18 protein-coding genes and 1 pseudogene are annotated in these 21818 nt (G+C 70.7%); 8 read left to right on the forward strand and 11 right to left on the reverse strand.

Annotated features, from left to right (window positions below):
• The first annotated feature begins 17 nt into the window (after positions 1-17).
• The 3 genes from JOL79_RS04540 to JOL79_RS33745 all read left to right on the forward strand — a co-directional run bounded on the left by JOL79_RS04540 (position 18) and on the right by JOL79_RS33745 (position 3268).
• Positions 18-953, forward strand: a complete 936-nt coding sequence (locus tag JOL79_RS04540) for an NAD-dependent epimerase/dehydratase family protein (RefSeq protein WP_210154381.1) — start codon at positions 18-20, stop codon at positions 951-953.
• Between the two features lie 98 nt (positions 954-1051).
• On the forward strand, positions 1052-1558 hold the full coding sequence (locus JOL79_RS04545) for a DUF6789 family protein (RefSeq protein WP_210154382.1): 507 nt from the start codon (positions 1052-1054) through the stop codon (positions 1556-1558).
• Positions 1559-1840: 282 nt separating this feature from the next.
• On the forward strand, positions 1841-3268 hold the full coding sequence (locus tag JOL79_RS33745; RefSeq protein ID WP_210154383.1) for a sensor histidine kinase: 1428 nt from the start codon (positions 1841-1843) through the stop codon (positions 3266-3268).
• Between the two features lie 22 nt (positions 3269-3290).
• On the opposite strand, the gene egtD is transcribed toward JOL79_RS33745, so the two are convergent.
• Genes egtD through JOL79_RS04570 form a run of 4 tightly spaced genes read right to left on the reverse strand, consistent with a single transcriptional unit; the run spans position 3291 to position 7444 of the window.
• Positions 3291-4271, reverse strand: coding sequence for an L-histidine N(alpha)-methyltransferase (gene egtD / locus JOL79_RS04555; RefSeq protein ID WP_210154384.1), 981 nt, complete (start codon positions 4269-4271; stop codon positions 3291-3293).
• Between the two features lie 9 nt (positions 4272-4280).
• Positions 4281-4988, reverse strand: coding sequence for an ergothioneine biosynthesis protein EgtC (gene egtC, locus JOL79_RS04560; RefSeq protein WP_210154385.1), 708 nt, complete (start codon positions 4986-4988; stop codon positions 4281-4283).
• Positions 4989-6320, reverse strand: coding sequence for an ergothioneine biosynthesis protein EgtB (gene egtB, locus JOL79_RS04565; RefSeq protein ID WP_307848308.1), 1332 nt, complete (start codon positions 6318-6320; stop codon positions 4989-4991).
• Complete coding sequence (locus tag JOL79_RS04570) at positions 6317-7444, reverse strand: glutamate-cysteine ligase family protein (RefSeq protein ID WP_230984214.1); 1128 nt, start codon at positions 7442-7444, stop codon at positions 6317-6319. Before JOL79_RS04570 ends, egtB begins: the two co-directional genes overlap by 4 nt.
• Before the next feature lie 260 nt (positions 7445-7704).
• On the opposite strand from JOL79_RS04570, the gene dapD reads away from it, so the two are divergent.
• The gene (gene dapD / locus JOL79_RS04575; protein ID WP_269143717.1) at positions 7705-8733 is read left to right on the forward strand and encodes a 2,3,4,5-tetrahydropyridine-2,6-dicarboxylate N-succinyltransferase; all 1029 of its coding nucleotides are present in this window, start codon (positions 7705-7707) and stop codon (positions 8731-8733) included.
• Between the two features lie 91 nt (positions 8734-8824).
• Positions 8825-9004, forward strand: coding sequence for a hypothetical protein (locus JOL79_RS04580; protein WP_210154386.1), 180 nt, complete (start codon positions 8825-8827; stop codon positions 9002-9004).
• Between the two features lie 131 nt (positions 9005-9135).
• On the opposite strand, the gene JOL79_RS04585 is transcribed toward JOL79_RS04580, so the two are convergent.
• Entirely contained in the window at positions 9136-10893 is a 1758-nt protein-coding gene (locus JOL79_RS04585) for a family 43 glycosylhydrolase (protein ID WP_230984215.1), read from the reverse strand.
• A 236-nt stretch (positions 10894-11129) separates the two neighbouring features.
• Positions 11130-12971, reverse strand: coding sequence for a glycoside hydrolase family 6 protein (locus tag JOL79_RS04590; RefSeq protein ID WP_210154387.1), 1842 nt, complete (start codon positions 12969-12971; stop codon positions 11130-11132).
• Positions 12972-13284: 313 nt separating this feature from the next.
• Between JOL79_RS04590 and JOL79_RS04595 the strand changes: the two genes are divergently transcribed.
• On the forward strand, positions 13285-14262 hold the full coding sequence (locus JOL79_RS04595; RefSeq protein WP_210154388.1) for a malate dehydrogenase: 978 nt from the start codon (positions 13285-13287) through the stop codon (positions 14260-14262).
• A gap of 243 nt (positions 14263-14505) precedes the next feature.
• On the opposite strand, the pseudogene JOL79_RS35735 reads toward JOL79_RS04595, so the two are convergent.
• From JOL79_RS35735 to JOL79_RS04620, 5 genes and pseudogenes are all read right to left on the reverse strand, one after another.
• Positions 14506-14991, reverse strand: a pseudogene (locus JOL79_RS35735) (DUF998 domain-containing protein); the annotation flags it as partial.
• A 72-nt stretch (positions 14992-15063) separates the two neighbouring features.
• Positions 15064-16740 (reverse strand): alpha-amylase family protein, encoded by a 1677-nt coding sequence (locus JOL79_RS04605; RefSeq protein ID WP_230984217.1) that lies wholly within the window; start codon positions 16738-16740, stop codon positions 15064-15066.
• Positions 16741-16835: 95 nt separating this feature from the next.
• The gene (locus JOL79_RS04610; protein WP_210154390.1) at positions 16836-17039 is read right to left on the reverse strand and encodes a cold-shock protein; all 204 of its coding nucleotides are present in this window, start codon (positions 17037-17039) and stop codon (positions 16836-16838) included.
• Positions 17040-17401: 362 nt separating this feature from the next.
• A complete protein-coding gene (locus tag JOL79_RS04615) occupies positions 17402-18313 on the reverse strand; it encodes a phosphotransferase enzyme family protein (RefSeq protein WP_307848310.1) in 912 nt (303 codons plus the stop codon).
• Entirely contained in the window at positions 18313-19797 is a 1485-nt protein-coding gene (locus JOL79_RS04620; RefSeq protein ID WP_230984218.1) for a helix-turn-helix domain-containing protein, read from the reverse strand. The genes JOL79_RS04615 and JOL79_RS04620 overlap by 1 nt, the downstream gene beginning before the upstream one ends.
• 240 nt (positions 19798-20037) lie before the next feature.
• Here JOL79_RS04620 and JOL79_RS04625 point away from each other — a divergent pair, with 240 nt between their 5' ends.
• Together JOL79_RS04625 and cysS are read left to right on the forward strand one after the other, a co-directional pair.
• Positions 20038-20322: a hypothetical protein gene (locus JOL79_RS04625; protein ID WP_210154391.1), complete on the forward strand. Its 285-nt coding sequence runs from the start codon at positions 20038-20040 to the stop codon at positions 20320-20322.
• 132 nt (positions 20323-20454) lie between these two features.
• Positions 20455-21810, forward strand: a complete 1356-nt coding sequence (gene cysS, locus JOL79_RS04630) for a cysteine--tRNA ligase (RefSeq protein WP_210154392.1) — start codon at positions 20455-20457, stop codon at positions 21808-21810.
• Positions 21811-21818 lie beyond the last annotated feature (8 nt).

Here is a 21818-nt window from a genome sequence, read left to right on the forward strand (position 1 = left end):
CACTAGGCTGCGGACCCATGCGCGTACTTGTGACCGGCGGAGCCGGATTCATCGGGTCCCACCTCGCCGACGCCTTCCTGGGCAGGGGCGACGAGGTCGACGTGCTCGACGACCTGTCCCATGGCAGGCCCGGGCGGCTCGCCCCCGAAGCCGCGCTGCACCGCGCCTCAGTCACGGACGCGACCGCGCTGGCGGAGATCGTGGAGAAGGTCCGCCCCGAGCTGGTCTGTCACCTCGCCGCCCAGATCGACGTGCGCCAGTCGGTCGCCGACCCCGCCGCCGACGCGCAGGCGAACATCGTGGGCACGATCAACGTGCTGGAGGCGGCGCGCGCCGCCGGCGCCCGGGTGCTGTTCGCCTCCACGGGCGGCGCGATCTACGGCAGGGACGCCGTGATCCCCTCGGACGAGGAGCAGCGCCCCGAGCCCGAGGCGCCGTACGGCACGGCGAAGTTCTGCGCCGAGCAGTACATCGGCCTGTTCAACCGCCTGTACGGGACCCGGCACGCGGTGCTGCGGCTCGCCAACGTCTACGGCCCCCGGCAGGATCCGGCGGGCGAGGCGGGCGTCATCGCCATCTTCTGCGGGGCCGTCCTCCGCGGCGAGCGGCCCACCGTCTTCGGGGACGGACGGCAGACCCGCGACTACGTCCACGTCGCGGACGTCGCCGCCGCCTTCGTCGCCGCCGCCGGCTCTCCGCGGGCGGGCGTGTGGAACGTCGGCACCGGCGTGGAGACCGACCTGCTGACGCTGACCGGACTCATCGGCAGGGCCGCCGGCACGGTCGCCGACCCCGTCTTCGCCCCCGCCCGGCCCGGTGAGCTGGTCCGCAGCGCGCTCGACGCGTCCCGGGCGGCCCGGGAGCTCGGCTGGCGGCCGTCCGTCCCGCTGGCCGAGGGCGTCAAGAGCGTCTACGAGTGGGCGCGGGCCGGCAGTCCCGACCGTACGGCGTGACCGAGCTGCATGACCGGACGGCGTGACGGTCCGCAGTTTACCGAACGCGGAACGGCACAGGGGCGCGCGAACCGCCCAATGCGGGAAAAGCCTCCTGCATGATGCGCAATCTGGTGAACGGCGCCGTCGGCGGCGCCCTCGCGACGGCCGCCTACAGCGCGGTCCTCATGGCGGCGGACCGAGCTGGCCTGCTCGACGACCGGCCCGCCGGGCGGCGCTCCCAGATGGGCCTGCGGCTCCGGCGGGCGCGCTCGCGGCGGGACGACGGCGCCCTCGCCGCAATCGGGCACTACGCGTTCGGCGCCGCCTGCGGCTCCGCCCTCGGACTGCTGTCGGCCGGGCAGCGCATCCCCCTGCCCATCGGTCCGGCGTACGGGGCGGCCGTCTGGTATCTGGGGTTCCGGGGTTCCGCGCCGGCCGTCGGGGCGGTACGGCCCGACTGCGCGGACCGCGCCGGCCGCCAGGCCCTGCTCCTCGTGGGACACCTGATGTGGGGAACGGCCCTCACCGTCACCCTGAATCGCCTGCGCCCGGAGAAGATCCCGGCGATCAGAGCAGAGGTCAGGACGCCCAGGACGCCCGCGCCCCAGCCGATAGCAGGCTGATCACGACAAAAAGCACATTTTGGTCAACAATCGGTTGATTTTTCCCCTAGCTACGGTATGGATCACCATCCTTACTGTCGGATACACGTCAGTAACTCCTAACGGTCAATAGTGTTTTTCCTGAACATTCCAACAAGAAGACCGGAGGGAGGCCGTGTCGTGATCTACCGCGTCTTATCAACTCCACTACGGAGGCCACGCCTTCCGCGCGTCCCCCGGCACCTCCTCCGGCGCATCCCTCGCCGCATCCCCCGGCCCCGATCGCTGCAGGCGTGCACCGCCGTGACGAGCGCCGCGCTCTCCCTGATCGTCTTCACCCTGATCGGCATCGGCGCGGACCTGGCGATCCGGAACAAGATCCAAGATCACCTCCGTGCGGAGACCCAGCGGGTGGCCACGAGCTGGATCGCCACGATGCGCCCCGGCCGGGTCTCACCCCCTCCGATGACGAACACCTACCTCATCCAGCTCGTCGACTCCACGGGCCACGTGGTCGCGGCGAGCGACGCGGCGAAGGGCCGTCCTCCCCTGACCTCGCCGATGCCCCCGGCAGAGGACCGCATCCAGTACCGGACGTCGTGCGCGGACGACACGTGCGTCGAGCTCACCGCGATCCGCCTTCTCCCGTTCCAGAGCGGCCTGATGTGGAACGGCGAGCCGCACGCGGTCTACGTCGGGCGCGCGCAGCCCAAGATGCTGTCCACCCACCGGCTGGAGGTCGCCGTCGCCGCCGCCGTGGTGGCCGGCACGGCCCTCTGGTCGTGGACGAACTGGTTCCTGGTGCGCCGGATGCTGCGCCCGATGACGGCCATCCGGGCGAAGATGTCGCAGATCACCGCGAGCGACCTCAGCATGCGGGTCCCCCAGCCCCCGGGCCTGGACGAGGTGGCGCGGCTCGCCACGACCGCGAACGAGACACTCGACCGTCTGGAGGCCGCAGTGATACAGCAGCGCAGGTTCGCCTCCGTCGTCTCCCACGAGCTCCGCTCTCCCCTCGCGGGTCTGCGCGCCCAGCTGGAGGAGGCCCTGATCTACCGGGACGAGGTCGACCCGTACACCACTATCAAGGACGCGCTCAACACGACCGACCGCGCCCAGGCCATCATCGACGACGTGCTCACCTGGGCCCGCATCGACTCCGCCCACGACGTCGCCCCGGTGCCGGTCGACCTCGCCGCGCTGGTCAGGGACGAGGTGACCGCCAGGTCGCCCGGAAAGCCGGTGCTCGCCGACGTCACAGGACCGCTGACGGTCCTCGGCAGCGGAATCCGGCTGACCCGCCTCCTGACCAACCTGCTGGTCAACGCCCAGCGCCACGCGCACACCGGCGTACGGGTCACGGCCGAGCGGAGGGACGGCGAGGCCGTGGTGACCGTGCTCGACGACGGCGACGGCATCGCGCCCGGGGATCGCGAACGGGTCTTCGAGCCGTTCGTCCGCCTGGAGGACGGTCTGCGCCGCGACCCCAACGGCACAGGCCTGGGGCTGGCCATCAGCCGGGCCGTCGCCGAGGCGCACCACGGCTCGCTGCGGGTCGAAGACTCGCAGAAGGGCGCTCGATTCGTGCTGCGGCTGCCCCTGCACGTTTCGGCCCGGCCCGCCGGCGACCCGCCGGCCTCCGCCGGTCCTCAGCCGCCGGGCGCCCGGGAGCGGACCGGCGCCTCGCCCGCCGTCATGTCCCGCCGCCGCCTCGCCGACCGGGCCTGCTGACCGGGCCTGCTGACGGGGCCGATCACGGCTCCCCCGCCCGGGAGCGCGGGGCGGCCAGGACGAGGCCGAAGTCACCCGCGGCGTCGGTGTACCAGCGGACCATCCCGAAGCCGGCCCGGCCCAGCTCGGCCGCCAGCCCCTCCGGCCTGAACTTGGCACTGATCTCCGTCCGCATCTCCTCGCCCTCGTCGAACGACACGGTGAGGCCGAGCGCGCGGATCTCCACCCGCATGGGACGGGTGGCGCGCAGCCGCATCTCGATCCACTCGTGGTCCTCGTCGTAGCGGGCCACATGGGCGAACGCGCCGGGCTCGAAGCCGGCGTCCAGCTCCCGGTTGAGGACGTTCAGGACGTTGCGGTTGAAGTCCGCCGTCACCCCCTGGGCGTCGTCGTACGCGGCGACGAGCCTGCGGGGGTCCTTCACGAGATCGGCGCCGAGCAGGAAGGTGTCGCCCGGCCGGAGAGTGGAGCGCAGCTCCTTCAGGAACACCTCGCGGGCCGCCGGGGGCAGGTTGCCGACGGTCCCCCCGAGGAAGGCCACCATCCGGCGGCCGGTCCTCGGCAGCGCCGACAACTGGTGTTCGAAGTCCGCGCGTACCGGCCGTACGGCGAGGCTCGGATAGCGGCGGGCGAGGCGGTCCGCGGCGGCCTCCAGGGCGGCGGCGTCCACGTCGACCGGGATGTAGGCGCGCGGCGTGCCCACGGCGGCGAGCGCGTCCAGCAGCAGGACGGTCTTCTCGCTGGTGCCCGACCCGAGCTCCACCAGGGTGTCGGCCCGGCTCAGCGAGGCGATGTCCAGGGCGCGGCGGCGCAGGATCTCCAGCTCCCGGCGCGTCGGGTAGTACTCCTGCAGGCGGGTGATCCTCGAGAACAGCTCGCCGCCCGCCGCGTCGTAGAACCATTTGGGCGGCAACCACTTCGGCGACGACGTGAGACCGGTCCGGACGTCCTGCTCCAGGGCCTGCCGCAGGTAGTCGCGGTCGAGGTGATCGGTCACGGCCATGGTCGCTCCTCAGTCGATGGGCGTCACGAGCACGCCGTCGGGAGACGCGAGCAGGAGGGTGCGGTCGGGCACGGCCCGCCAGCCGGGCCGGTCGTCCAGCGGTTCGCTCGCGACCAGCACCCCCTCGTCCAGGTGGGTGAACAGGGTGTCGCCCCAGGCCACGGCGGCCAGTTCCGCCGCTCCCACGACGAGCAGGTTGAGCCGGGCCGGCGGGTCCTCGACGGCGGCGTGCCGGACGACCGCGGTCAGCGCGTCGCCGAGGGACGCCCCCGCGCCGAGCCGGGCGAAGACGGCGGAGGCCAGCCAGGCGGAGTCGCACAGGCTTTCCGGCTCACCGGCGATCGCCCGGACCGCCCCCCGCCGCACCCGGCCGTTGTGGCTGAGCAGCCGGCTGCCGTCCGTGAACGGCGCGGTCGCGGTCTCCTCGATCGGCATGCCCACGGTGGCGGAGCGGACGGCCGCCATGAGGCAGGCCGATCGGGCGGCGGCGGCCAGGCCCGGCAGGTTCGCGTCGGTCCAGAGCGGGACCGTGCGGCGGTACCGGACCGGCCGCCCCAGCGTCTCGTCGTACCACCCCACGCCGAAGCCGTCCGCGTTCACGGTGCCGTGCCGCTGCATGCGCGGGGCGTACGACTGCCGGAGCAGGCCGTGCTCCGGCTCGGAGACGAGCCAGGAGACCGGCCTGACCGGCCCCAGCCAGGCGGCGTGGCGGCACATCTAGAGGAGTTCCGACCGGGCGCAGCGGAACCCGGAGAAGATCTGCCGCCGGACCGGCAGATCCCAGTTGCGGAACGTCGTCCGGATCGCCGACGGGTGGGTCGCCCACGATCCGCCGCGGAGCACCCGGTAGGACTCGCCGAAGAAGACCTCGCTGTACTCCCGGTACGGGAAGCTCCGGAACCCCGGATAGCCCCGGAAGCAGGAGTCGGTCCACTCCCACACGTCGCCGACGAGCTGCTCCACGCCGTACGGGCTGGCGCCCTCGGGGAAGGCGCCGACGGGCGCGGGCCGGGAGGCGCGGTGACCCAGGTTGGCGTGCTCGGGGCCCGGCTCCTGGTCGCCCCACGGGTACAGGCGCCCGCCGCACGCCTTCTCCCACTCCGCCTCGCTCGGCAGGCGCTTGCCCGCCCAGCGGGCGTAGGCGTCGGCCTCGTACCAGGAGACGTGGATCACCGGCTCGTCCTCGGGCACCGGTTCCTGCCGGCCGAAGCGCAGCCGCCACCAGGTGTCCTCGTCTTTGGTCCAGTAGAGGGGGGCCTCCACTCCGGACCGCTCCACCCACTCCCACCCGTCGGGCGACCACCACTGCGGCTCCCGGTAGCCGCCCGCCTCGATGAAGGCGATGTACGCGCCGTTGGTGACCGGGTGGCGGTCGATCCAGTAGCTGCCGAGGAACATGCGGTGCGCGGGCCGCTCGTTGTCGTACGCCCAGGGCCGCGAGGCGGCGCCCAGGCCGGCGGCCGCACCGGCGCCCATCGTGAAGATCCCGCCGGGGATGTGCACCTCGGGGCTCTCCGACCGGCTCCGCGTCCGCGCGGGCGGCAGCGTCCCGTCGCCGACCACTCCCGGCTGCCGGGAGAGTTGCAGTGTCGCGAGCATGGTCTCGGCGTGCTGGTGCTCGTGCTGCAGAACCAGCCCGAAGACGTGGCCGCCGCCGCGCAGCGGGTCGGGGTCGTCGAAGTCGACGGTGTCCAGCACGTCGTAGGTGCGGCTCCGCACGTCCGAGATGTAGCGCCGGGCCTCCTCGGGGCCGAGCAGCGGCAACGAGGGCCGGTCCTCGCGCGGATGCGTGAACGCGTCGTAGAGATCGTCGAGCTCGGGCCGCATCGGAGGGAGGCCGGCCGCCTTCCGCAGGACCCACAGCTCCTCGAAGTTGCCCACGTGCGCGAGATCCCAGACGAGCGGCGACATCAGGGGCGAGTGCTGGCGGGTCAGGAGGTAGTCGTCGGTGTCGGTGTAGGCGAGGGTCCGGTCCCGCGCGGCGGAGAGCTCCGCCGCGATCCTCTCCTTCAGCGTGGTCACGTCACGGATGTCGTTGAGGTCGGTCACGCGAACATCTCCTCCATCAGGTCGAGGGCCGGCGAACGGCCGGATTCGATGTGCCGAGAGGCGAACGCGGCGACCCGGGCGACAAGCCAGGGCTCGGCGCCGAGCCGGGGCAGGGCGGCCAGTGCGGCGCGGAAGCACCCGTCCGCCGCGCGCCGCATGCCGGGGTCGGCGAGCCCGAGCCGGGCGGCCTCGTCCCACCGCCGCCGGACCGGGGCGGCGGCCTCCATCGCCGCCTCCCCGGCCCGTTCGTCGGTCACCAGCGCGTGGACGACGGCGGCGCAGACGGGCCACTCGTCCGGGCCCTGCCCGTCGAGGTAGCGGATCTCCAGCCAGCCGCGGGGCCGGACCGGCGGGAAGAGCGTGGTGGCGTGGTGGACGAGATCGTCCTCGGTGGGATGGCGGCCCGCCACGCGGGCGAAGTCGCGGAAGACGGTCCCGTCGAGCACGGGGCGGAAGCCGCCCTCCTCCCGGACCATCATCAGCCGCGCGTCGAGCAGGTAGCGGCCCCAGTCGAGTACGGGGTCGCCGCCGACGTCCACCGGGCGGGTCCTGGTCGGGTCGAGGTGGCGCCACACCGCCTGGCGGCCGGACGCCCAGCCCCCGGCCGGGGAGTTCGCGAACGCGGCCACCAGGGCGGGGCCGAGGTCGTGCGCCCGCCGCCACCGGCCCTCGGGATCGTCCCCCAGGTCCACGTTGACCTGCACGGACACGGTGGAGCACATCATCGCGGGCCCGTACGGCTCGCCGAGGAAGGCCGCCATCGCGTCATATCTGGCGTCCCGGAGCTGCCGGACCGGCGGACGGAGCACGTCGAGCCCGCGGCAGCCGAGGCGGAGACCGGCCTGCCGGAGCGCGCGCCGCACGGCGTCGACGTCGGCGGTGAGCGCGGCCACGGCCTCAGGAAGGACACGGGGCGGCGCGGACAGTTCGAGCTGCCCGCCCGGCTCGAACGTGACCCGGCTGCCGCCGGGCAGCGGGGGAAGCGCCTGGACGATCCTGGCCACGGGGACCTGCCTGGCCGGCGCGTCGGCGTCGAAGACCAGAAACTCCAGCTCGACGCCCAGCCGGTCCGGCGTGGCTCCCGTGAAACAGCTGCGGGCATACGCCTGAACGTCGGTCATCATTGGCCCTCCATCGGCGCGGACGCCGCCCCCTCCGGGCCGCTCGCCCGGCCGATCTCCTCCCCCGGCGAGCCCCCCGACGGCCGTGCCCGGGTTCTCCCCGAAATCAGGATGTTTAACCCCATAGACACCAGAACGCCACAAACTGTACAGACCACCTCAGCGCGGGTCCGGCGCCGGAGACGCGGGAGGAAATGGGGCTATACGGCGCCGGAAACGCGGGAGGAGATGGGGCGGGCGCGATGCCGGTAGCGTTGGGGGACATGACAGTCATGGACCCTGCTACGGACCCCGCTACGGACCCCGGCGCCTCCGGCGCGTACGGCGTCGGCCTCGCCACGATCGCCGCCGACGGCACCGTTCTGGACACCTGGTACCCCTCCCCGGCGCTGGGCGAGCCCCCGGCGACGGGAACCGAGCGGCTGGACCCGGCCCGGCTCGGCGACGAACTCGGCGCTGAACTGGGAGCCGAGCTGGCCGCCGAGCTGGGGGCCCTGGTGGGGCCCGACCCGGTCAGGGGCGTCGAGGTGGTCGCGGTCCGGACGGGCGTCGCCCGGCTGTCGGACGCCCCGGCGGACACCCACGACGTCTACCTGCGGCTGCACCTGCTGTCGTCCCGGCTGGTCCGCCCGCACGGCGCCAACCTGGACGGGATCTTCGGGCTGCTCGCCAACGTCGTGTGGACCAACCACGGGCCGTGCCCCGTCGAAGGCTTCGAGCGGACGCGGCTGCGGCTGCGCGCCCGCGGCCCGGTGACCGTCTACGGCGTGGACAAGTTCCCCCGGATGGTCGACTACGTGCTGCCCACCGGCGTGCGGGTGGCCGACGCCGACCGCGTGCGCCTCGGCGCGCACCTGGCGGCCGGGACCACGGTCATGCACGAGGGCTTCGTCAACTACAACGCGGGCACGCTCGGCGCGTCCATGGTTGAGGGCCGCATCTCGGCCGGCGTCGTCGTGGGCGACGGCTCCGACGTGGGCGGCGGCGCGTCGATCATGGGGACGCTGTCCGGCGGCGGCAAGGAGGTCATCTCCTTGGGCGAACGGTGCCTGCTCGGCGCCAACGCGGGCGTCGGCATCTCCCTCGGCGACGACTGCGTGGTGGAGGCCGGTCTCTACGTCACGGCCGGGACCAAGGTCACCCTCCCGGACGGCGGCGTGGTGAAGGCCCGGGAGCTGTCCGGCAAGTCGGGCCTGCTGCTGCGCCGCAACTCGACCACCGGGGCCGTCGAGGCGGTGCCGCGCGACGGGCGGGGCATCGAGCTCAACGCCGCGCTGCACGCCAACGACTGACGCCCGGCCCACCCTGAGATGACCCTGACTCGGCCCTGAACTTGGCCTTCGGCCCTGGGATCACGGGTGGGGCGGACCGTACCGTGAAGGCATGGGACGCATTCTCCTCATCGCCGCACTCGTCATCGTCGGATTCTTCGTCCTCGGCTCCGTGGTCGGGCTCATCTTCGGCGCGCTGAAGTGGCTTCTGATCATCGGCGCGATCGCGCTGATCGTGTCGGTGGTCTTCAAGCTGACCCGATCGGGCGGGCGCTCCGACCACTACGCCTGATCGCACAGCGGCGGGCGCAGTGGCCGGGCACGCGAGCGCCGTGCGCGGGACGTCCGGAAATCATCCGGAGCCCGCGCACGGCGACGTCGGTCAGCACCCCGTCGAGTGCCCCGTCCAGTGCCGCGTCACCCTCACGGGCTGGTGCACGTGACGGTCGGGGTCGACGCGGTGCCGTTGGCGAGGAAGCCGAACGTGGTCGACGCGCCCGCCCCGAGCGAGCCGTTGTACGAGGCGTTGCTCACCGACACGTTGGAGCCGCTGGTGCTCAGCGTGCCGTTCCAGACCTGGGTGATGGACTGGCCTCCGCTGAGGGTCCACTTGACGGTCCAGCCGTTGACCGCCGAACTGCCGGCGGTCACCGTGACCTCGCCCTGGTAGCCGCCGGACCACGAGTTGACCGTGTTGTAGGTCGCCGCGCACGCGCCGCCGTTGCCCGGCGGCGACGGGCTCACACTCGGACTCGGACTCGCCGACGGGCTCGCACTCGGGCTCACGGAGGGCGACGGGCTCGCGGACGGGCTCACGCTCGGGCTCGCGGACGGCGAGGGGCTGGGCGAGGGGCTCGGCGACGCTCCGCCGCCGTTGAACTGCCACCAGTCGACGTTGAACAGGTTGCCGCTGCCGCCGGTGTACTTGAAGTACAGGTCGTGGGTGCCGGTGGCGCCGCTGACCGGGCAGGTGACCGTCGTCCAGGTCTGCCAGCCGCCGGTCCCCGGGACGGTGCACGTGCCGGCCAGGGTGCCGTTGACCCCGTCGAGGTGCAGCTCGATCTTGCCGCCGCTGCTCGCGGAGGCCACCCGGGCGTTGAACGACGACGCGCCGGACCCGAAGCCCACACCCTTGACCTTGACGTAGTCGCCGTTCTCGATGAAGCCGACGTTCATCCCGCCGCCGGTGACCGGCTCGGTCTCCACCCCCGACTCCCAGGCGATCGTCTCGGCCTCCTGACGGACATACGGGTTGAGCGTGCCGATCTGCGGCGCCCCCGTCGTCGTCATGTTGATCGTCGGGATCGTGCCGTCGGCGTTGTAGGCGAACTTCTCCACCGCGACCGACCGGGTGTATCCGCCGCCGCCCGGCAGTGCCCCGTTGTGGTAGAAGAAATACGAACCGCCGTTGAAGTCGATCACACCCGGATGATTGGTGAAGCTGCTTCCCTGGGTCGGCATGATCGTGCCGCGGTAGGTCCACGGGCCGGTCGGGCCGGGCGCGGTCGAATAGGCGATGAACTCCGAGCAGCACTTGGCCGCGAACACGATGTAGTACAGGCCGTTTCGCTTGTAGACCCAGGGTCCCTCCTCGAACAGGGTGGGACGGTTCGCGGTGCCGGTACGGGTGCCGAAGCCCGCGGTGGTCAGGTTGATCTTGGTGGGGCTGCCCGAGTAGGAGACCATGTCCGCGTTCAGCTTGACGTACCACAGGTCGGGGTTGCCCCAGTAGAGGTAGGCCTGCCCGTCGTCGTCGATGAACACGGTGGGGTCGATCTGCCCGTTGCTGACCAGCGGACGCCCGATGGCGTCCTTGAACGGCCCGGTGGGACTGTCCGACACCGCCACGCCGATGCCCATCGCACCGGTCGCCCGCACCGTCATCGGGACATACCAATAGAACTTGCCGTTGCGGTAGACGGCCTGACCCGCCCAGGCGTCCGACTTCGCCCAGGAGAAACTCGCGATGTTCAACGGCGACCCGTGGTCGGTCCAGTTCACCATGTCCGCCGACGACCAGACCCGCCACTCCTTCATCGTGAAGTACGTGGAGTTGTCCTCATCGTGACCGGTGTAGAGGTAGACCCGCCCGTTGTAGACCATCGGGGCCGGATCGGCCGTGTAAATCGTCTGAACGATCGGATTGTCCGCCCGCGCCGCGGTGGCCGGGAGCAATGACATCAAACAGAGCAGGCTCACGATCCAGGCGGCTCCGCGCCTGAATCGGAGGCCGGCCAATGGCCGGAACACGGGCTTCACAATCGCGCCTTCCTGTAGGTGATCCCTGGTCGCACGCTTGCCTTGCTTTCCGCACCTTGTGACCTTGTGGAACGAGCCCCGCCGGCATGCCGGCGGGGCTCGTCACGGTGCGGTCCTACCGCGATCTCTTGGAGAACGATCTCTTGGGAGACGGTCCCTTAGGAAAGGGGCGGGTAGGCGTTCTGCATGAGCTGCTGGAACTGGGCCGAGAACCAGTGGCCGGAGAGCGGCGCGTTCGGCAGGGCACCCGTCAGGTTGTTGCCGTTGCGGTCGTTGCCCGTGTAGGTCGGGTCACACATCCGGTCGAAGCCCTTGCCCTCGTCGTTCGCGATCTGCGAGCTGGCGCCGTCCGACTCGCCCGGGGGCTTGATCCAGACGTAGGCGTCGAGACCCGCGGCCGGGCTCGCCTTGGGCCGCTCGCCCATGCCGGCACCGGACTGGTTGCACCAGTTGCCGGGGTGGATCCGGCGGTCGATGCGCGACTCGTTGACGAAGGTGTCCAGCACGGTCGAGGTGCTCGCGCGGGTCGGCCGGGCCGAGCCGCCCCAGCCGTTGCGGGAGGTGTCGATCAGCATGCCGATGGTGGACGGGAAGCCGGCCTGGATGAGCCGGTTACGGAACGCCTGGGCGAAGGTCAGCTCGTCGACGTAGTAGTTCCAGTCGACCCACTTCGACTGCCGCACCGTCGTGCCGTTCACCGTGGTGTTGATGTTGAAGTACGGCTCGCTCAGCGCGGAGTAGTTGGAGGTGTTGGTGATGAAGCCGTCCACGCTGGCGTAGCCGGCGGTCGTGCCGCGCGCGGTGCTCGCCATCAGGTCGGCGCTCGGACCGAAGTTCGTGTCCCAGCCGATCCAGCCGTGGTGCGCCGCGTCCAGGTAGGTGTACACGTTCTTGATCGCGTGGAGCTTGTTCAGGGCGTACTGGATGCCCTGGACGTACGCGCCGCTCGACTGCGCCTCAGCACACTTCGGCAGGTTGGTGTTGGTGAGGAGGTTCGGCAGCGAGTCGATCTCGACGACCGTGACTATGCGCAGGTTGGCGTACTTCGAGTCCGACATGATCTGCGCGATCGGGTCGATGTACTCCGTCTTGTACCTGGCGAGACCGTTCTCCGAGATCAGCAGCTCACCGTTGGAGGCGAGAGCGGAGCAGTCGCGGTTCGGCAGGTTGTAGATGACGAACTCGACCGTCAGCGGCGCCGAGCCGTTGGCCGCGTCCTGACGGACGGCCTCGTCGAGGTGCGCGCGCAGACCCATGGCCGAGGAGGAGCCCTCGATGGCCGCGATCCGGTCCAGCCAGATGCCCGTCGAGATGTTGGAGACCCGGGAACCGCCCGGCTCCGCGGCGGCCTTGCTCGACCAGTCCGGGTTCACGTAGCCGGTGGCCCCGGCGTACGGGTTGTCGACGTGGGTGCCGGGCTGCGTGCTCGGGGACGTCGACGGAGAAGCGGAGGGCGACACCGACGGCGACACGTTCGCCGACGGCGACGTGCTCGGGGACGTGCGCGGCGAAGGCGACGTGTCCGGCGACCTCGTCGGGGACGAGGACGGCGAGTTCTGCGGGGTGCCGTTGCACGCGACGCCGTTGATCTTGAAGTCGGTCGGTGCCGGGTTGCTGCCGCTCCAACTGCCGTTGAAGCCGATGCTCGCCGACGCGCCGCCGGACAGCGACTTGTTCCAGTCGAGCGCGGCCGCACTGACGTTGCTGCCCGACTGGCTCCAGGTGGCCGACCAGCCCTGGCTGACCCGCTGGCTGCTGTTGGGGAAGGTGAACGTGAGCGTCCAGCCGTTGAGAGCGTCGCCCAAGTTCTGGATAGTCAGGTTGGCGGACATTCCGCCCTGCCACTCGCTGGCGCTGTAGGTCACTTTGCAGGCGACCGCGGCACTCGCCGATGTGGCGGTGGCTACGGCCGCCGTCGAACCGAGCGCGAGCACGGCCGCCGCGACCAGGCCGCGGCGCACCGAGGAGCGCGCGGCTCCCGGACGGGGGGTGGATCTCATCGGGAAGGTCCTCCTGGCGTGGAAAACTGCGCTGGGAGCGCTCCCACAGACCATAGGCACGGCCCTCACCGCCGTACAGGGACCGGTCAACCCCCCACCCCGGCCGATCTTCCGGTCCCCCCGTTCCAGTGGTCCCGAGCAGGGATTCCATCCTCGTGTTACAGCGGAATTCACCTCTATGTTTCGTGAAAGTTTCACGTATTACCGGTCTGAGGCACGCCCGGAACCCTTCCGGAACGACCACCTGATCCCGGTGGCGGCGCTTCCGGCGGGTAACATCCGTGAGTCACACATATCGCGAATGGGGATCGTCATGACCGTCAAAGTGACCGTCACCGGCGCGGCCGGCCAGATCGGTTACGCGCTGCTCTTCCGCATCGCCTCGGGACAGCTCCTGGGCGCGGACACTCCCGTGCGGCTGAGCCTGCTGGAGATCCCGCAGGCCGTGAAGGCGGCCGAGGGCACCGCGATGGAGCTCGACGACTGCGCGTTCCCTCTCCTTGAGGGCATCGACATCTCCGACGACCCGGCCAGGGCCTTCGACGGCGCGAACGTCGCGCTGCTCGTCGGCGCCCGTCCCCGTACGAAGGGCATGGAGCGCGGCGACCTCCTGGAGGCCAACGGCGGCATCTTCGGCCCCCAGGGCAAGGCCATCAACGACCACGCGGCCGACGACATCCGCGTGCTCGTCGTGGGCAACCCGGCCAACACCAACGCGCTCATCGCGCGGTCGGCCGCCCCCGACGTGCCGGCCGAGCGGTTCACCGCGATGACGCGCCTCGACCACAACCGCGCGCTCTCGCAGCTCGCGGGCAAGCTGCGCGTCCCGGTGACCGAGATCAGGAAGATGACGATCTGGGGCAACCACTCCGCCACCCAGTATCCCGACCTCTTCCACGCCGAGGTCGGCGGCAAGATCGCCGCTGAGCAGGTGGAGGAGGAGTGGCTGCGCGACACCTTCATCCCGACCGTCGCCAAGCGCGGCGCCGCGATCATCGAGGCCCGGGGCGCCTCCTCGGCCGCCTCCGCCGCCAACGCCGCGATCGACCACGTGCACGACTGGGTGCTCGGCACGCCTGAGGGCGACTGGACGTCCGCCGCCCTGGCGTCCGACGGCTCCTACGGCGTGCCCGAGGGGCTCATCTCGTCCTTCCCGGCCGTGTCCAGGAACGGACGCTGGGAGATCGTGCAGGGGCTGGAGATCGACGCGTTCTCCCGTCAGCGCATCGACGCCTCGGTCAACGAGCTGGTCGAGGAGCGCGACGCCGTTCAGGCCCTCGGCCTGATCTGACGCCGGCTCTGACGTCACCCCTGACGTCCACTCCGACGTCCACTCCGACGTCAGGGTGCGGAGGGGACGGGCCGCGTACGCCGTCCGTTCCCTCCCCACGCCCGATCGCACACCCGTCCGCACACCCGTCCGTGTGCCCGACAGCGCGTTCCTCTGCGCCGCCGGCCGCACGCCGCCCGCGGCGACGGCCATCGCCAGCAGCGCGGCCACCTCGGAGATCACGGTCAATCGCTGGGTGAGACCGGCCGGGATCGCACCCGGATCCAGGCCCAGCAACCTGACGCCGTACGGCAGGAGCACCAGCACGAGGGAGACCACGGCCACGGCGCTCAGCAGCCGGACCAGCCGGGCTCCCGTGGCCCGCCAGACGAGCAGCCCCGCGAGCGGCACACTCACGAAGGCGGCGAACGCCGCATATCTGTGGATGCCGCCGGACATCGACAGCGAGATGCCCGGCCGGTCGGTCGGGAAGCCGGCCACCAGGAGCAGGCACCCGCTCCACACCCCCACCAGCCCCGCGACCCGGCGGTCCAGCCGCGCCAGCCCTACGGCGAGCACGGCCGAACCGGCCGCGAGCAGCGCCAGCGACATGGGCAGCAGCCAGCCCTGCGGCGTGAAGACATATTCACTGATCATGTGGTGGAGCGGGTCGAGACCCGACAACAGGTGCAGGGCCAGCATTCCCGCGACGCCCCAGCCGATGACGACAAATCCAAACAACATCCCCATGGCTCTTCACGATGGCCATGGCGACGCCGGCGGCCCATCGGAGATCCACCCGAGGCGTCCCTGAGGCGTCCCCTAGTCGACGTCCCCGGAGTCCGCCGGGGCCGTCTCGGGGGTCGACACCCGGAACCAGCGGCAACCGTACCGGCCGAGGCCGAACCTGGCCCGCCCGTCGCCGGAGATCTCGATGGTTCCGTCGACGAGCAGATCGGTCAGCACTCTGGACGAGTCGATCCCGGCCAGGGTGAGCTCCACCTCCGCCTCGGCCTCGCCGAAGTTGTGCACGGCGACGACGGTCTCGCCCTCGAAGTCGGCCCGGTGGGCCAGCACGGCCGTCGTCCCGGTGTCGAGCACGGAGTGGTCGCCCCAGGCGAGCTCGGGACAGTCGCGATAGTTCCGGATCAGCCGGGTGATCCACACGAGCAGCGAGCCGGGGTCGCGCTGCTGGGCGCTGACGTTGACCTTCTCGGGGGCGTACTCCCCCGACGGCATGGGGATCCGGACCTTGGCCGGGTCGGCGCGGCTGAAGCCGCCGTTGCGGTTCGGGGTCCACTGCATCGGGGTGCGGACGGCCTGGCGGCCCTCCAGTTCCAGGTTCTCCCCCATGCCGATCTCCTCGCCGTAGAAGAGCACGGGCGTGCCGGGCAGGGAGAACAGCAGGCTGTAGACCATCTTGATCCGGTCCATGTCGCCGCCGAGCATGGTGGGCAGGCGGCGGCGCAGCCCCCGGCCGTACAGCCGCATATCCTCGTCGGGGCCGAACGCCGCGAAGACCTCGGCGCGCTCGGAGTCGCTCAGCTTGTCGAGGGTGAGCTCGTCGTGGTTGCGGACGAACGTGGCCCACTGGCAGTCCTTGGGCGGTCGCGGCCGCTCGTTCAGCGCCTCGGCGAGCGGCCGGACGTCCCCGCGGGCCAGCGCGAGGTACATCCGCTGCATGCCGATGAAGTCGAAGCACATCGTGATCTCGTCGCCGAGGTCGTTGCCGAAATACTTCATCAGATCGGGATACGGCAGGTTGACCTCGCCGAGCAGGGCCGCGCTGCCGTCCCGGCGGCTCATGAACGCCCGCAGAGCGGCGAAGAACTCGTGCGGGTCGGGAAGGCTGCCGTCCCCGGCCTCGGTGACCTGCTCGACCAGGAACGGCACGGCGTCGACCCGGAACCCCGACAGCCCGAGTTCCATCCAGAAGCCGAGGATCCTGGCGATCTCGTCCCGCACCTCGGGGTTGGACGTGTTGAGGTCCGGCTGGAACCGGTAGAACCGATGGAAGTAGTACTGGCCGGTCTTCTGGTCGTACTCCCAGAGGCTGTTCTCCTTGTCGGGGAACACGATGCCCTTGGGGTCGTCCGGCTCCGGCTCGTCGGACCAGATGTACCAGTCTCGGTAGCGCGCGTCCCGGCCGGAACGGGCGTCCCTGAACCAGGGGTGCTCGTCGGAGGTGTGGTTGACCACCAGGTCGGCGATGACTCGGATGCCCCGGTCGCGGGCGACCTGCATGAACTCCACGAAATCGCCGAGCGTCCCGAGTCGCGGATCGACACTGTAGAAGTCGGTGATGTCGTATCCGTCGTCCCGGTCGGGAGTGGGGAAGAACGGCATCAGCCAGATACAGGTGACACCCAGCCGGTCGAGGTGATCGATGTGCTGGATCGCGCCCCGGAAGTCTCCGATCCCGTCGGCGTTCCCGTCGGCGTACGTCTCGATGTCGAGGCAGTACACGACCGCGTTCTTCCACCACACATCCGAGGTCATGCTGAGTCTCATGACCCGTCGGGCTGCCCCGTCAAGGACGGGTAAAACGTCCGGCCCGGACGGCGCGCGTCCGGGCCGGACCATCAGCCGGGCCATTAAAGGGGCGTGACCTGCTCGGCCTGCGGGCCCTTGTCCCCCTGTACGGTCACGTAGCTGACCCGCTGGTTCTGGTCGAGGCTGCGGTAACCGTTCGAGTTGATCGCCGAGTAATGCACGAACACGTCAGCGGTCCCGTCGTCCGGAGCGATGAAACCGAAGCCCTTTTCGGCGTTGAACCACTTGACAGTGCCTTCAGACAACTGCTTCTCCTTTTTCGGATGCCACATCGTGTTCCCAGGTCCGGAAACACGAGGCCGCGCAGCGGACACCACTGCGCAATCCGCGTGGAACGCAGGAAAAGCAAGTACGCCCGCTGTCGGAGGAGACCCCTCCGAGTGCGCTATTGGAAAATCTCGTAGAACTCCACTGCGACACTCGCAGCCTGTACGGAGAGTACCCAGCATTAGCTCTCGGTATGCGCCGTGAAGCCGCCGCAGGATTGGGCCGCCATTCAGGGCCCATGCGGGGGCCCACGCGGCTGCCCGTAAAGCGGCCTACACGGGGGGCCTACACGGGGGGCCTACACGGGGGGGCCTACACGGGGGGGCCTACACGGGGGGGCCTACACGGGGGCCGCCATGTACCACCGCGCGTGGCCGTCCCCCCGGGTCAGGGAGTCGAGCCTGCGCGGCAGCTCCTGACGGGAGAACGGGTCGCCGGACGCGTTGCGGATGTGGATCCCCACCGCGTACATGTCCCTGATCTCCATCAGGGTCGCGTATCCGGGCCACAGCCGCAGATCGGAGCCGTAGGCGCGGGCGAAGTCGTCGACGTCGTCCGCCGACAGGCCGAACCGGCGCTGTCCGTGATAGGTGTGCACGAGGTCCCACTCCCGGGGGCCCACCGCCACGCCGTCCCAGTCGAGCAGCATCACGTGGCCGTCCCGGCGGCGCACCAGGTTGTCGATCCAGGCGTCTCCGTGCAGGAGCACCGGAGGGCCGGACTCCAGCTCGCGCCAGCGCACGGTGAGGTCCTCGATGCGGTCGCTCAGCCACGACCGCTGGCCGGTGGTGAGCACCTCCGCCCGGTAGACGGCCTGCCTGACCTCGGCGAGCGGGTCGGTCAGCCGCCGCAGCCCGATCGGCGGCACCGGCTCGCGGTGCAGGGTGCGCAGCACCCGGCCGAGCTGCCGGGTGGTCGGCCGCCCCAGCGATTGGACGTAGCGCCAGAAGGTCACCGCCCTGCCCTCGTAGACCATCGGCTGGTGCGGGATCTCGTCGGCGGGGCGGACCGCGGGGAAACCGCGGTCCGACAGCCAGCGGGCGACCGCGAGCACGACCGGCAGCCGGGTGAGCGCGTCGGGCGCGGTCGCGATCCGCACGACCAGCTCACCGCGCAGTTTGAACACCGCGTTGCTGCGCAGCCGCATGAGGCGGGCGCCTCCCGCGTCGAGCCCCACCTGGGCGCAGACCTCGCGCAGAACCCCGAACGCCTCCTCCGCCAGCGGCCGGCCCGCCGTCCGCACGGCCGCCACTAGAGGGCTTCCATCGTGGACACGAGGCCGGCGATTCCGGGCGGGACGAGGGACGCCAGCCGGGGCGACGACTCGGCGAGCACCCGTCTGAGGCGGCGGACCGCGGACAGGCCGGGGTCGGCGTCGGCCAGCAGCGCCCTGGCCCGGGTCACGACGATGGAGGTGCGGTGCTCGGCCGGCACCTGCCGCAGCGCGTCCACCGCGATCCGGCAGGCCTCCTCGATCTCGCCGTGCCGGGCGAGATGGCTGGCCTGGTCGAGCATGATCAGCGCGGGGTCGATGGTGTGGAAGCCCGAGGGGAAGACGTCCGTCGCGGCCGGCACCTCCTGGGCGTCGCCCAGCTCGATCAGCGTGCCGGTGCGGTAGAACATCATGCGCTTCTCGGTGAAGACGAAGGCCAGGTCGTCCTGGCTCATGCCGCGCATGCGGGCGAAGATCTGCTCGGCCTCCGCGAGGGCGATCCTGGCCGCCTTGCCGTCTCCCATCCGCGCCAGCGCCCGGGCCTCGGCCGCCGCCGCCAGGGCGGCCGGGGAGCTGGGGGCCGACCCGGCCAGCATCCTGGCCTCCCTGGCCAGCCGCACCGTCTCGTTCAGGTCGCCGTAGTAATAGAGCAGCATCGTCTGCTGGGCCCGCACCAGGGCGCGCAGCCGCAGGTCACCGACGTCGTCGGACGCCGCGCGGGCCGTGCCGTACCAGGCGTGGGCCTGACGGGTGTCGCCCAGTTTCATCAGGGCGTCGGCCGCGAGCAGGGTGAGCATGGTGGTCGCGGTGAGCAGGCGCCGCTGCACCGACGACGGCTGCCGGGCCGCGCTCAGCCTGCGCACGTCGGAGATCTCCAGCATGACCCGGCACAGCATCGGCGTCGGCGGGGTCGTCATGTACTCACGGCGGTAGCGCAGCACCTGCTCGTCGAGCCGGTCGAGCTGGTCCTCGTTCACCGATCCGGTGGCCAGGGTGCGGTCGAGGTCGTGCCGGATGCCCTCGACCTCGGCGAAGAACCGGCCGTTCGGCGCGCCCGCCAGCATGGCCTGGTGGAAGAGGGCCCGGCGCTCCGCGTCGTCCGCGGTCAGATCCTCCGTCCCGGCCGTCTCCTCGGCCTGTCCCGGGCCGACCACGACGATCTTCTGGCCGCCCGGGTCGTCGCAGTAGTCCGCGGCCAGCCCCAGCCGGACGGCGTTGGCCCGGTAGAGACGGGCCAGCAGGTCGATCGTCTGGGGGCGGGGACGCGCCCGGTTGTTCTCCCAGGCGTTCAGCAGGTCGATGCTGGCGCGGGGCAGCCCGAGCGACTGCTGCTCACAGAGGTATTCCAGCTCCTCGATGGCCTGCCGCGCCGACCATCCCCGGGACAGGCGGTGGGCCTTCAGCAGGCTCACGCCGCAGCAGCCGTGGATGGCCTGGGCCGTCTGCCACGGCGTCCACTGCCGGGCCTCGGCCTGCTCGCGCCACCTGCGGGCACATGAGGGTGCGTGTTCTCCACGGGCCATGTGTGCGCCCTCCGCGGTCGCCGTCTCGCCTTTACGGATATTTCCCCAAGGTAAACCGGCAGGCACCCAAGCCCCCCGGACCGTTATCCCATCGTGCCCCCGGACCCGTTGGTGTTCCACGGAATGCCGGCGACTTCCCTGGTTGTTGCACGGTTTCGCGGTTTCGGCGCGATTGCCGGTCGGTCGCTCGCGGGTTCACCCTTTCGGATGAAAGGTCCACACGTCCCCCCGGAGGCCACCATGAAGACAGATCGCAGTGAGGCGATGGACCATCTGGAGCGGCTCGCCGCCCAGTTGGAGGCCCACTCGTTCCAGGTGCGCCTGTCGGCGCCCGCAGGTCTTTACCCTCGCCTGCGCGTGGTCAACCCCCTGGAGCCCACGATGGCGGAGGACGTCCTCGCCTCGAACGCCAACGACGGCGAGTGGTGGTACTGGCTGTCCTGGGCCGGCCGGATCGGGCACGCCTCCGACGTCGTCACCGCCGCCGAGCGGATCGCCACCGTGCTCCACGTCATCCGCCGCTGAGCGTTCCGGCCGGGGACTTCCCTGCATCACCGCCCCTTATTACCGCTCTCACAATGCGCATTTCCCGATGTGCGGGCGCCCGCGCGCCCGCGCTATCGACAGCGACGGGATTAGTCGCTTACCCTGGGCTAGGTGGGTCTTCGCCTTTACGACACGCACCGCCGAGCCGTCCGTGAATTCATTCCACGAATTCCGGGAATGGTGTCGATTTATCTCTGCGGCCCCACCGTCGTCACACCGCCGCATGTCGGACAGATACGGTCGCAGGTCAACTTCGACATCCTCAACCGGTGGCTCAAACAGAGCGGATACCACGTGCTGCTGTGCCGCAACGTCACCGACATCGAGGACAAGATAATCGCCAGGTCGCTGTCGGAGGGCACCCCCTGGTGGCGGCTCACGAACCCCGTCTATCGGTCCTTCGCGCGGGCGTACACGTCGCTCGGCTGTCTTCCGCCCAGCGTGGAGCCCCGGGCCACCGGGCACATCCCCGAGATGATCGAGCTCGTCGAGCAACTCGTCGCCGCCGGGCACGCGTACGAGTCCGATGGGAACGTCTATTTCGCGGTCGACTCATACGCGGGCTACGGGTCCCTTTCCCGGCAGCGCACGCGGCACATGAGAATCACCGAGGAGCACGACCGGGGGAAGCGCGACCCACGCGACTTCGCATTATGGAAGCGGGCCAAGGCGGGCGAGCCGGTGTGGCATTCGCCGTGGGGCGAGGGACGCCCCGGATGGCATCTCGAATGCTCCGCGATGGCCCGCAAATATCTGGGCCAGGAATTCGACATCCACGGCGGCGGAGCCAATCTCATATTCCCCCACCATGAGAACGAGATGGCCCAGTCGAGGGCCGCGGGAGACGCGTTCGCCCGTTTCTGGCTGCACAACGGGCCGGTCACGCACAAGGGGGAGAAGATACGCAAGCGACTGCGCAACCCGCTGTCCGTCGCCGCCCTGCTCGACCGGGTCCGGCCGGTGGAACTCCGCTACTATCTCGCGTCCGCGCATTATCGGTCACCGATGGAATTCTCCGTCGAGGCGGTGGAGGAGGCGGCGGCCGCCTTCCGCCGGATCGAGCGGTTCGTGCTGCGGGTGGGCGCGGACGTCGGGCGCGAGCTTCCGCCGCAGTTCACCGAGGCGATGGACGGCGATCTGAACGTGCCGCAGGCGCTGTCCGCCGTGCACGCGGAGGTGGGGGCGGGCAACGCCGCGCAGGCCGCCGGAGATCGGGAAAGCGCGCACACCAGATGCCGTTCGGTGCGCGCCATGCTGAATGTTCTCGGGCTCGATCCGATGAGCGAGACGTGGGCCAGGGAAACGCATCTGCAGGAGGTGGCCGGAGCCGTACTCCGCACGGTTCGCGATCTCGCGTCGGCGGCGGCGGAGCGGGGGGACCACGAACGCGCGCGGCACATGGAACGCCAGATCGCGGGTGCACTGGGGAAACGCCACCAAATCCAGCACCCCGTGCTTATCAGATAGCCCGATGC

It is taken from the genome of Microbispora oryzae (assembly GCF_017896165.1).
GTDB classification, from domain to species: Bacteria; Actinomycetota; Actinomycetes; order Streptosporangiales; family Streptosporangiaceae; genus Microbispora; species Microbispora oryzae.